The organism is Paenibacillus montanisoli (genome assembly GCF_003268025.1).
In the GTDB taxonomy this organism is placed as follows: domain Bacteria; phylum Bacillota; class Bacilli; order Paenibacillales; family Paenibacillaceae; genus Paenibacillus_Z; species Paenibacillus_Z montanisoli.
This window is the reverse complement of the sequence record NZ_QLUW01000001.1, coordinates 1,029,027-1,041,589: the sequence shown is the minus strand read 5'-3', so window position 1 is coordinate 1,041,589 and position 12,563 is coordinate 1,029,027. Positions and strand designations below refer to the sequence as shown.

The following is a 12,563-nucleotide window of genomic DNA, read 5'->3' as shown; positions in this document are numbered from 1 at the left end:
ACTATAGAGCCATTTCGTCGAAAGCAAGTCTAGCAGCGCCGATCATGCCGGCATCATTGCCAAGACTTGCAGGAACGATAATGATCGGGTGGCGGGTCCGCTTCCGAATCGAAGACTCTAGATACGGCTTCCATAAAGGATATGAATCCATCACGCCGCCGCCAAGAACGAATACCTGCGGTTCATAGATGTTATGCAAGGAAACCAAACCGGCACTCAAATCATCCGCAAATCGAAGGATGACATGTTCTGCCCGCTCATCCTTTACCGACAGCTTCTCCATCAACACGCGGCTGTCCCAGCGCGGATCGATTCGATTGGCAGAGGCATCCAATGCCGTACCCGATGCATATTGTTCAAAACAACCTCTCCCGCCGCAATTACATGAGAATCCCTGTGCATGCAGCACCATATGCCCGACATTGCCGGCTCCTCCTGACGGGGTCGTAAGCAGTTTTCCTTCATGTATCATCGCGCCGCCGATTCCGGTGCCAAGCGTAAGAAACATATAGTGCGCAAGGTCACGCACTGCACCAAGCCATCGTTCACCAAGAGCGGCTGTTTTAGCATCATTCTCGACGAAGACAGGAATGCCGCACGCTTGCTGCAGCAGCTCCTTAATGTTGGTTCCCGTCCAGCCCGGCAAAAGCTCTGTCGCAAATGTGACCGTCCCCCTGCAGCGATCGATTTGGCCGGCTGAGCCGATCCCGACCGCTTCGATCCTCGCTCCGGTCTCATTGCGCAAGGATTGGATTAATTGTTCGAGAGCGGCAAGAATTCCCGCTCGCCCTAATTCGATGGGCGTACGCATGTCCAGTTTCCGAAGCAGATTTCCTTGCTCATCCATAATGCCAGCTTTGATCTTTGTTCCGCCTAGATCGATTCCGATTACTTCGCCCATAGATGCGGATCCCCGTCCCCCATATGCCATCCGGTTTTAACCTGCCGCGCCAGCAAGCCGCAGCGCCTCCCTTATGCGACCTTTACCTTGACGCAAATATTCGGCTGCCGCTTCAGCCGTAACTCCGGCAGTCAACATGACGACACTTGTGCTGATATCGTTTCCGGACTGTTCATAAACCTTGGCAGCTGCATCCTTGTCAGCCCCAGTAAGCTGCTGTATAATCGCTCTTGCGCGTTTTCGAAGCTTCTCGTTGCTCGGAACAAGGTTAACCATATAATTGCGGTACACTTTACCCTGAAGTGACATGACACCCGTGCTAATCATGTTGAGTACCATTTTCTGAGCGGTTCCTGCCTTTAGTCTTGTCGATCCGGCGAGCACTTCAGGCCCTACGACGACTTCGATTGCGATAGCGGCGATTCGACCGATGACTGAATTCGAATTGCAAGCGAGGCTGACTGTTGCGCATCCAATTGATCGAGCATAGCGCAACGCGCCGACGACATAAGGGGTACTACCGCTGGCGGCGATGCCGACTACGGCGTCATTCGCATCAACCTGCAGAAGCTGCAGGTCAGTTTCGCCGAGCGACTCATCATCTTCCGCTTCCTCCGGAGAGCGATGCCCAGATATACCTTCGCCAGCTGTAAGCGATTTCACAAGAGAAGGATCGACGCCGAAGGTCGGCGGAAATTCATAAGCATCCAGCGCGCCTAGCTTTCCGCTTGTTCCTGCCCCAACATAGATCAATCTTCCTCCGCTTTCCATCCGCCGGGCAATCGTATCAATCGCCTCTGCTATGACGTTCAGGCATTCACCGACTGCGGGAGCAACAAGCCGATCCTCCATATTCATGCATTGCACGATTTCAAGGGAAGACAATACATCAAGATCGTCAGATCGGGGATTTCGCTGTTCGGTATTTAAGCTTTCGATTGGATTGCTCAACAATGCGTGCCTCCTAGTAATCAGGATTGGTCTATGTTCAAGAAGCGGAATTTAGGTAATGCAGGCTTAATTCATCTGCTAACAGCCCGGCCATGAGACCTGTTCCGATCTCGGCAACCGTCCAGCCCGATTCCATCGCCCAAGGCCCCCAACCGACATCGTTGGGAATTCCAAACACTTCCATGAGCTCCACGTCGAAGCCGCGCGTCCAACCGCCGTGTATAAGCTTATTCCCGCTGTGAATTTGAGAAGTAAGCATAAACTGCGAAATTTCTTCCCACAACTGCTTGAAGTATGGATCGCCAGTGACGAAGTAAGCTTGAATGAAGCCGAGCGGCAGCCAGTTAAGCGAATACAACAAATCGACTACCGGATCGCCGTTGTGCGCCAATAACGAGCATTCCGCGTTCTCGGTCCTGCTGCAAGCAGCTTTATAACCGGTATCCCATTCCAGGTAGCCCCCGGAAGAATGCTTGAATTTCTGCAAATCTTCTGTCACTTGATAGAGCCAATCCCGATGAACGTGCTCGCCCGTTACCCAATACAGCCAAGCAAGCGGCAAAATCAGCCGGCACAACTCCTGGGTTTCGCTCTGTTCCCGCTTGGTTTCCGGATAGACGGACATCAACGTTTCCAGGCCTTTGATCCCAGCCGCTTTAAATGCTTCCTTCCCCGTAAGTTTCCAGCCTAGCAGCAGAGCGCCAAAGTAAAATCCGTTGTAATGGGCGCTCGGCAGATTGCCCGGCTCCGATGCCAGCTTCTTCATATTCTCTTCGTCGAGATCGATGAGATCCGTTCGGGACACGCGAGTACCGTCAGTCCCTGTTGTGTCAACCAGAAACTTCAACGCCTGCGTACATTCGTCCAAATATTCGGTCGTATTGCCGTATAGACATTTCAAGAGCTGCGGAATCAAGACTCTGGCGACATCATCCTGATAGCACGTCCCCCATGCGAACTCTGACCACCTTATCATGCCTTTGAATGGTCCGCTTTTCACCTGGAGCGCCTCGAAACAGAAGGTCAGCAGATTGTCCGAACGTTCCAGACTTGCCGGATCTCCCGTCAACAGAAAGTGCATGTAGTAGAACAATGCGGCTTCCCCAGCGCAATCGGTACGAACGGTCGTCAACCGCTTCTGATCGCCATTCGGATCAATCTCCGTGCCTAGTCCTTCTTGTATGCCGTGCTTGCCATTCTGCTTTAGAAGATCCGCATTTTCGAACCAAGCGGCGGCGTTCGTTACAGATGCTTCCAGTTGAGCCCGAAAATCCTTGTTCGGATCAAAAGGTACGGTATGATAGGGCGGTTCCAGCACATCAATCCTAACCGTCTCTTCACATATCCACTCCAAAATATAGGTCATCAAGCTGTGCCACTTCGCCATTGGAGCCATTCGTGCGCGGTTGAAGTTACATAGCCGGAACGCTGCTACGAGCACGTTGGATTTCTCAAACCACAAGCTCCAGTTCACCGTCTCTTGAATATCCGCTTTTTCCAGTTTGGTATGGCGGTGAGCGTTAACGAATGACTTCGAAACCAGAAGCGGCGCTGCTTGAGAATTGGCAAAAAGCGGCTTCGTATGTACGTTGCATTGATCGTCCAGAATATCTCCTTCTAGAAGACCGGGGATTGTTTCGTCTTTTGCCGCAACGACCATTCTACTGAAGCGTGTCGAGGCAGGCTCAAGCATAAAAGAGTCCGCTATGCTGCCGCAGAACTCGCAAAACAGTTTCTTGCCTTTATCAATTTGCTCCTCAATCTTGATCCGCTCATACGCGCCAAGCACCAAGGGTACTTCTTCAGTACCGCCAAGGATGCATAGCGCATCAAATAAATCCAGATCATAGTTTAGTATTTCATCCGTTGGGATCCGTTGCACCTGAATCGTTGGCGTTTTGGCGAGGATGTCCGTGAAATCACTTTGCCGTTGCGTAATGATGCCTATTTTTTTATGCGCCACTTTTCATTTCTCCTGTTCTAGGTTCTAATACAGCTTTTCCGCCACGGAAGCGGAGGTTCGGCGAATCGCTTCATCTGCCCTGGTTCTGTCTCTCATCATGATCAGATTAGTGAGGATCTCCATCAGGTGAATCTGCGTAATCTTCGTCGACAGCGCTCCTCCTTCGAACGGCGATTCAATGGCAGGCACCAGCAGCACGGTATCCGCATGCCGGGTAATCGGAGATTTCAGATGGCTCGTCAGGCAAATGATCGTCGCCCCGTTCCGCTTCGCTTGTTTGATGGGATCAACCAAATCCTTCGTGCTTCCGGAGGTTGAGATACCAAGCACGACGCTGTCAGCGCCTATCAAGGATCCGTACATCGCGATCATATGCGATTCCGTCTGCACCTCTGCGCTGAGCCCGATTCGAATAAACCGATGATGCGCATCGAGAGCGGTAATTCCCGAATTCCCGACTCCGAAAATATAGATTTTTTTTCCGCTGGTCAGCTGATCCACTGACCGCGTCAAATCGCTCTCATCGATCAACTCCAGTGTATCCTGTAAGTACCGGGTGTGATGTTGCGTAATTTTCCTGGCGACGGACATGAAGTCGTCGCCGTTCTCAATTGCATCGTTCGAATGGACAGGCGAATATACCAAATCCTGAGCGAGCGATAGCTTAAATTCATGATAACCGCGGAAGCCGAGCTTACGGCAAAAGCGAATGACCGAAGTATCGCCAACGCCTGATTTCTCAGACAAATCCGTAACCGTCGAGAGTACGGCCGCCTCCGGATCTTCACGCACGGCGTCCGCTACCTTTTGCTCCGCTCTAGTAAATGAGGAATACATGCTTGATATTTTCAGTAAAATACTTGATCCGCCCGTCAGCTTTCGAATCGGTTTCATTCGGAAACGGCCTCCCGCTGATTCATCGTAGATACAAATGCGGCCGTTATCATTTGCGGTCGCGTGATTGCGCCGCCGACAACGACTAAGCTCGCGCCAAGCCGCAATGCGGCAGCCGCTTCTTCCGGAGTTTTAATTCTGCCTTCCGCCGCAACGGGCACGCTGACCGCCGAAGCAAGTCGAGCCACCAATTCTAGATCCGGCTCTTTGATTTGGCGGCTGTACGAGGTGTATCCTGACAATGTCGTCGAGATATAATCGACGCCTAACGCTGCCGCATTTAAGCCTTCCTCAAAAGTTGAAACATCGGCCATAACGGTTATGCCGAGCTCTTTAAGCTTCCGAACGGTTTCGCTTAAACTTCTATTGTCCGGTCTAGGTCGGCTTGTAGCATCAATCGCGACGATATCGGCACCCGCGCGATGCACGATCAAGGCATCTTCCAACGTTGGCGTAATGCGCACCTCGAAGCCCGGCAAGTCATTTTTCATCAAACCAATGACCGGCACGCTAACGGATTGTTTGATCGCCGCAATATCCTGCGGTCCATTCGCGCGAATGCCGGAAGCACCTCCTTGGCATGCAGCAATAGCCATTTTGGTCATATACTCCGAACCGAACAGCGCTTCGCCGGGAAAAGCCTGACAGGAAACAACAAGCCCTTGAATTCTAGCCCGCTCCACTCGACTCCCTCCTTGTAAACGTTCTTATTCATCTTCAAAATTGTCAGTCCGTAGGCAATAGCGAAATAATAATCCACTTTCTAGGGTGAAAACGGAAAAAATATCCTTTATACATCTGATTCTACTAAATCGCTATCAGGTGTCAAGAATGAAATCGTCAAAACAAAAAACCCTTGCGCCGCAAGGGTTTTTAAGGATGAATTATACAGGGGCTCAATCACCGATTTCTTGCAACATTCCTGCAAAGGTCGGCAGAAATAAATCGCTCGACGAGCCATCCGGATCCGCAACTTGATCCGTCGCCGCCATGACCGCATTATCGGCCGGTCCCGGCCAATAGGGCTGAATCCGGCCATGGCCTCCCTCCGCGAGAAGATCCTGCACGAGAGCGAAGGCGGACTCGGGATGCGCCAGCCGTACCCAGTCTCCCGTGAGGGGCTGACCGTTCGCCGGGTCTGCGACACGCAGCTTTTGCGCCATCAGCGCGCGCCGATACGCTTGCACCTTTTTGGAATAACCGGCATCAAGCTCCCGGTCGAACGAAGCGATCGATGCGCTGCCATCGAACGTCATGCCCCTGCGCCGAAAATGCGCCGTGCCCACGAGCGACCATACGTCATCCACAATGATCGAGGTTGTACGTATGGCTGCCTGGCGTCCAGGAAATCCGACCGGGTGAAAGACTGCAACGCGATCGGGCGCAATGGCCCGCAGCTTTCCAACCGCTTCATTGCGCGCTTTAAAATGTTGGCGCGACCAGCCTTTAAAGCGGTCCGCGAAGTCACTTAGGCGCGGCAAGCATAGGATGATTTTCAGATTGGGACGGTCTGTAAGCGCCTCTGCCAGCGTTTCTACGAGATCGACTTCGGTGACTGCGGGAACATCACCGGGACGCGCCGTTCGCGCGAACTGCGGCGATTCGATGTAGATGAGCTCGCGAGCCTCGTGAAAGGCGCGGAGCAGCGACCATTGGGCATCCCGCAAGCCATGCTTGGATATGAAAAATTCGCGCCGGATTTCTTGCTGCAAGCGAGGCTCGTTATGGATATTGATTGCAATACCCGAGGCGTCCAAGCCGAGTCGGGCAGCCGCATTGTTCAGCAGTTGCTGCACGGTTAATCCAGCCGCGGGAGGGATGAGGTCGCTGAGCAGAGGCGTCTCGGAAGCGACCGCTGCCGTCCGGAGAAGTACGCCAGAGCCCGTATTCATGAGATTGGCAGAATCATCGGGGACATTGAAGTTGTCGCCCATGGATGCCGCTATCCACCCCGGGTTCAAGCCGTCCGTTGACGGCCACGGGATCATCGGCTGCACTCTGCGCAGCGCGGCTACAGCCGCATCATAGGCAAGCGCGCCCGAGACCTTGACCCCGGCTGCATGCACGTCGGGACCGGCCGGATTGCCGGGATTCCCTTGATCATGCTTCGCGGATAGAGACTCGCCTGCCCACCTCGCACCGCTCAGGACGGCCTCCCACAGCAAAGTGCCCGTTGGCGCAACCCCCGGATCGGTTGTGCCCGTTACGATGATGGTTTCGTGTCGCGCCATCGTCGGTAACCGCGGCGATTGTCTTGGCGACGGTTCGGCAGCAAGGCGGGCGACCAAGTCAAGGAAATTGCTTGGCGCCGGACCTGCCGGCTGAGGAGCAGGCAGCGGCACTCCGAACAGCGGCGAAGGCCCTATTCCCTGCATCCTTGTCAATAATGTCCCCATGACGCCGGCTCCTGTGAATGGTGCGGGCGGCACTGAAATCGGGCCTGCTCCAACCTCGACGTTGATTGCCCCGAACAATCGGCGTGACGCTCCCCTCGGCGTAATCACAATATCAAGCGTGAGCACGGCCGGATCCGGTCGCGCTCCGCCTTCCGCAAGCCTAAACGGATTTGATAATAGTATGCTTGCCCGATCCGGAGGATCCGCCGGATTCGCCCCAGCAATGTTTGCACCGCCGTCTCCGCGAAGGAATGACGGCTCTTCCGCGATCGCAGCGATCTCCACGAACTGTTGGGGATAGATTCGCACATGCGATTTGGCAGGTACTCCCGTAACGGTGACGACGACGTCCCTTAAGCCGGCGGAAACGAAAGCCGCGCTCAATTTCCCCGAAAGGCTGGCCGGGATCGCGTTACCGATCGGATCCGCCGTTGCCGGGTAAGCAGGCCAATGTGCCGTGGCACCCGGCTTATCCGGTACAAGCAATGAAGGATCAAGCTGCATCGATACGGCGAGGACCATGCCTTGGTTTGGGCGGGAAAGCACTCGCTTGCTCTCCGCCAGCGTGTCTGGGCCGTCGGCCAAATAGTTGATGTTGACCTGATCGCGTACGACCGGCAGCAGTTCGGGCGGAATGCGGCCGTCATCCTTTCGTACCCCGAGTACCTCTTCATCGGTACGGTTTCCGAGCAGATGCCAATTCAAATCAACGACGCAGACCCGGTAAAACGGTCTTCCAAGCGTTACGCCTGCCGGCAGAGCCGGCGGAGTTAACGGCGTTCGCTTCATGACGCCGCTCAACGCCCAGCCCCACCGGAGACGCCCCTCGTCTCCGGGTTTCGCTTGAATACGGTGGTTAGCCGGAAGCTTGAGCAGACAGCCGGCCGGAATATCGGCGACCGGGTTGCCGCCCCCGTCCGCATATTCCATCGTCGCCTGCTCTGCAGCCGGTTGAAAATTCGCTCCGTGCGGATTGACGAAATGAAGCAGCGTCGTGCTTGCTAGGGAAGCAATGCCCTGGATACCGCCGGTATCGCCGATACTGCCAGACACTCCAACCGGTTGAAGCGCGGTTCGCCACCGGATAAGCTCGGTAAACGCCGAGGCGACATAGATCGGATCGATGATCAATCCCCGATTGTCATGAAACGAGATCGTTCCCGTTAACGGAAGCGCCGCCCCCGCATCGATAAACTGATCGGTTTCGAAGTGCTCCTTGTTACGAATGACCATACAAGCCGGCACGGGCAATACGGCAGGCTCGCCGAAACGAGCCTTCATCAGGTGCTCGAGCCGCAGATAGGCTTGCGGATGAAGGCGGAATACCGTGCATCCCGACAGGAGCGGTTCGCCGCTAGCCTGCGTGAACTGCGCCGAGTTCTTTCCGCGCGCAAGCTGCATTCGAAGCTGATCTCCAGCGGAGAACGCCTGAGCGGCAGTGCCGTTAAACCCCCGAACGACGGTCAGTTGATCGCCTGCGCGCGCCGTGCAAGCGACCGTTTCCCGCTTGGTTCCGGCAGCGTTATACAACGCGAGGAGGACCGAGCCTCCCCCTGTCGGTGATGGAAAGCCGGCACCGTCTCCGGCTTGCAGCTTAAGGACGGTCGCATCACTCGTTATAGCTTCAGCGAGTGTACCGAACGCAGGCGCAAATGCGCCTTCGAGCATTCCGCGAAACGGTGCAAGCAGATCCGTACTGCATGTCAGCGTAAGCGCGGCATCATCATAAGCAGCTATTCCAGGAGATGCTGTGCTCCACTTCGGGCTGAGCGCTATTCCGGTCAGACCTAAGGCATCTAAGCCATCATTTTGAAGATATTGTTGTGCCGCTCCCGGCGTGAGCGTGTAGACCTGGATCGGGTTCACGGCTTCACCTCACTTCGATCGTTTTTTGATCCGTCCGTCCATCCGGCGATGTGAGCACTACGCTGAATTGCTTAACAGGCACGCTGCAAAATGCGGTATACGTATTGCCGTTGCGGAACAACTGCATGGACGTTCCTCTGCCGATGATCAAGCCCGGTCTGCCCGTCGGGATATCGGACAATCGCTTCGTCACTTTAATCGGACGCAGAAGAGTAGCCGGAATTGCCGTCAAGCTCAGCATATACGGGCCAAAACCGGTGTCATCCGTCGGTGCGTTGCTTTTCCATTCCAATACGATGCCAGGCGGCAAAATGCGCTTCGTCACCTTCAAGCCGGTAATCAGCGGCGGCGGCAGGATGGAACCGGGCGCAATTTGAACGAGTCGCTCGCTCATGCGGCCGAGCGGATCTGTCATTTGAATCCGCACATCGACGGCGTCGGTCTCCGAAGGCCGGCGGATCAGGGCAAAGTATGCATAGGGGTTCGGAGATGCTTGATCTGCCCAAACCCCTGAACCTGCCAGCGGCTTGCTGTCCGGCAGCGCGGCTAAAGGGCTCATTATGTCGATCAAGGATGCTCCTTTGCGTACATTGGCTTGAACTTGGAGCGTATGATGTCCAAGCGGTGTCTTATGAATCGGCGCGCTGCTGGTCCATTTCAGAATCACGTCGCCGCTTGCTCCCTCTCCAGACCATGCGGAGCTGACCGCGGATAAATCCGGCGGATTTTGCGGCGGCACAACAATCCAGGCGGCCTCGCTTGCAAGCGACCGGCCTTGCAAATAACCGCGCTGCGGATCCGCATCGCACCAAGCCGCCGCTCTGTACCATACCCGCTTCCATGACCCGGCGGGACTGTCTTTGCCGGTAACGTTCTCAATGTTCGGGCTGTCCTCTTCCTTTGTCACCGTCCACCCCCCGCCTGTATCCGCGATGGAGGCTATGGCCGGTCCCATAGTCCCCAATTCTCTTGCTGCGTCGTCTACGCGAACGCGGAACAGTTCGACCTTTCGAACGCGAGGCCCTGGCCGTGAGATGACCTTAATCTCGGCGCGATAGACAGGCGGGTCTACGTTATCGTCAAGAACCGGCTGCACTTCCAGCATTGGCGGAGCCGGTTTCATGATGCGCGGGGCGGCAATTGCAGTCAGCTGCTTGTGCGGCTCCGCGCCTGACGGCCATTCGGATTCCACCTGCCCGGCATTTACGGCAATGATCACAAACAGATGAATCGCAGTCGACCCCTTCGGAAGCGTGACATCCGTACTGGTCGCCATGATCGGCCGATCATTCCGGCGAGTGAACTCTTGGCGTGAAGGATTCGCGTCGAACAGCTGCTGGATTTCAGCGAGACGATCGCTAAGGGTCGCCGCTTGATCCGGTTCGCTTCTGCCGTTTGCGACTAACAGCTTCGTCTCCGTTGACTCGTAGATGTAATACCCTGCGGCATTGCCCGACGCTGCCGTCCATGAAAGACGCGCGTGGCATTCTCCCGCGGCATCGGGCAAACTGGCAAGCGTGACAACCGGTATCTCCACGATGGGCGGACGCGGGTCGGACACGGTAATGATGCTGGGATCCTTGGACCACGAGCCGAGTCGTTTAGGCGCAATTCTCTCTTGGCCCATCGCCCATAACGCCAGACCGATATGCCCGCCCAGACTGAAGTTCAGGTCGAAATTCGACAGGACAAGCCGATAGCGCCGCGCGCCATCTCCTTGCTGGGGGCCGAAACCAACGATTTGCTCACCGTCTTCAGACAACCCGACGATCGCTGCGCCTGCCGCGCTTGGCGCATCTCCGATAAAATGAATGTCAAGCGGACCATCTGCACCCCCGATTGTACGCTGAAGTCCAAGCGGGACGCTCCAATCAGGCGGCGGGTCTCCGTGATGAGCGGCTGCATACAATCGGCCGGCAAAGACGATTTTCTCCGGTCTGCGAATGCGCCAATCCCATAAAAATTCGATGGTAAGGGACGAATTTTTGCAAATGGGATCCGCAGCGTCGACATAATGGGCTTGCAGAGCTGCCGTTACGATTCGCACGTCATCTACTTCCGGCTGCATCACGCTCGAATCCACCGTTCCCCAGCCGCTCCATTGCCCCCAAATATCTTGCTGGCAAATCCCGTGACGAAGACTCCTGCTTCCCGTGGCGGACGGAATCTGCCATTCCCGGTCGACGCCGGCGACTTGCATCCAGTCCGGAGGAGGCGGATCGGCTACGGCATAGTTGATAATGGGGTGCCGATAGCCGCCGCTCATGCGCTCATTCATTAGCGGGATCACCGGTTCATCAGGCACCAAGCTCTTGCGGACAAAGGCAAAGGTTCGCGGCCGGAATAGCTCCATATCCGCAGGCCGATCCCAGCTTACTTTGACGGAGCTGCGCCAATCGTTATCGGAGGCAAGCGGCCGCAAGAAGCCCATCAGATCAGTCTTCAGGTTCGCGGGCACCGGCGGATCGAGCGGATAATCAGGCGATGGGACAAGTGCGGCAATCTCATACGGAACCGCACTTTGGCCATCAAGCCCCATTTCCCATCGAGCTGTAATCATATAATCGTAGTGCAGACTATTGCCCGGATCTAACCGGTCGCGAACGCTGCCGCTTGGCTCGGCCGGATAAGCCGTGCCGAAACCGAGCGCAAGCGCGAGGCAAGGATCGCTTCCCCCGGCGATCAGCAGCGCCGGCAACGGGGCGACCTTCGTTGTCTTCCCCGCGCCGCTCATCTGCTTCCCCGAGGAGTTCTGGGGCGGCGGCAGATGGACATCCATCAGGATCCCGTTCTGACGGTCAGGCGGATTCTGAAGGACAGGCTTCATCGAATCCAGCACATCCCGCCTTATTTCCTTCAATACTAGCTCCGGAAATTTGGGAAGACTCCAGACGGGCGCAGGTTCACCCGTCGGCAGCGTCTTCGCCCACCCCACTTGCGGAGCGCCGCGCTCCAAGCGCTGTAACGCAGCATCCTGAGGCGGCACCAACGCTCCGATCATCCCCTGGTCAATCGCATGATTGCCAATTCCGTTCCACTCATGCTGCGGGACAGGTAAACCGACAAGCTCATACGGCTTCCACCCCGCATCTTCCCCATTCAGTTTTTCCTGCGCGATCCCTTGAATAGCCGTAATTTGCAGTCCTTCCGAAGCGACTAGACCATCGATATGAGAGCCTTTCAGGATGATCGTAGAATTACCGGCTGCCACTTCATGGATGGCCACCGCGCAAGACATGACCGGCGAACCGGAGTAAGCATAGACCGTACCGCCATTAGCCGGAGCCGTAACATCGACGGATAACTCGACCATTGGTCCTTCGTTCCATGTCACGATCGTATGATTGAACAGCCAGATCGTTGTCTCCGTGCGGAAATCAACCTGCGTGGATGGATGCTGCAAGCCTCTAAACCTTCGCCAAACGGTAAATGGCTCTGTCGGCATGCCGAGTTTGCTGCTGAGCATCCACCTTAGCTGAAGGGTGTACCGCGAATTGCCCGCATAACGATCCTTGTTCTTTCGAGCGATCACAGCCCAGTCCAGAAAAGCGCCTTCGGCTTTAAATAATGCGTTATTGAACATGTATGGCAT

Annotated in this window: 7 protein-coding genes; all 7 read right to left on the bottom strand. The window is 55.5% G+C overall.

Translation table 11 applies throughout. The annotated features are described in order from the left end of the window. Nucleotide 1: 1 nt before the first annotated feature. Nucleotides 2–901, bottom strand: coding sequence for an ROK family protein (locus DL346_RS04520; RefSeq protein WP_165822375.1), 900 nt, complete (start codon nucleotides 899–901; stop codon nucleotides 2–4). A gap of 36 nt (nucleotides 902–937) precedes the next feature. Next, nucleotides 938–1,852, bottom strand: a complete 915-nt coding sequence (murQ, locus tag DL346_RS04515; protein WP_240633026.1) for an N-acetylmuramic acid 6-phosphate etherase — start codon at nucleotides 1,850–1,852, stop codon at nucleotides 938–940. Between the two features lie 37 nt (nucleotides 1,853–1,889). Then, entirely contained in the window at nucleotides 1,890–3,815 is a 1,926-nt protein-coding gene (locus tag DL346_RS04510; protein WP_112880852.1) for a hypothetical protein, read from the bottom strand. A 24-nt stretch (nucleotides 3,816–3,839) separates the two neighbouring features. Beyond that, nucleotides 3,840–4,709 (bottom strand): MurR/RpiR family transcriptional regulator, encoded by an 870-nt coding sequence (locus tag DL346_RS04505; RefSeq protein WP_112880851.1) that lies wholly within the window; start codon nucleotides 4,707–4,709, stop codon nucleotides 3,840–3,842. After that, the gene (locus DL346_RS04500) at nucleotides 4,706–5,392 is read right to left on the bottom strand and encodes an N-acetylmannosamine-6-phosphate 2-epimerase (protein ID WP_206098469.1); all 687 of its coding nucleotides are present in this window, start codon (nucleotides 5,390–5,392) and stop codon (nucleotides 4,706–4,708) included. The genes DL346_RS04505 and DL346_RS04500 overlap by 4 nt, the downstream gene beginning before the upstream one ends. 213 nt (nucleotides 5,393–5,605) lie before the next feature. Further along, complete coding sequence (locus DL346_RS04495) at nucleotides 5,606–8,971, bottom strand: phospholipase D-like domain-containing protein (RefSeq protein ID WP_112880850.1); 3,366 nt, start codon at nucleotides 8,969–8,971, stop codon at nucleotides 5,606–5,608. 4 nt (nucleotides 8,972–8,975) lie between these two features. Further along, nucleotides 8,976–12,563, bottom strand: a complete 3,588-nt coding sequence (locus DL346_RS04490; RefSeq protein ID WP_112880849.1) for a hypothetical protein — start codon at nucleotides 12,561–12,563, stop codon at nucleotides 8,976–8,978.

Bases quoted from the DNA above. Each gene is read 5' to 3' on its own strand.
- DL346_RS04490 (WP_112880849.1), bottom strand. From the start codon at position 12,563: ATGCCATACATGTTCAATAACGCATTATTTAAAGCCGAAGGCGCTTTT.
- DL346_RS04520 (WP_165822375.1), bottom strand. From the start codon at position 901: ATGGGCGAAGTAATCGGAATCGATCTAGGCGGAACAAAGATCAAAGCT.
- DL346_RS04505 (WP_112880851.1), bottom strand. From the start codon at position 4,709: ATGAAACCGATTCGAAAGCTGACGGGCGGATCAAGTATTTTACTGAAA.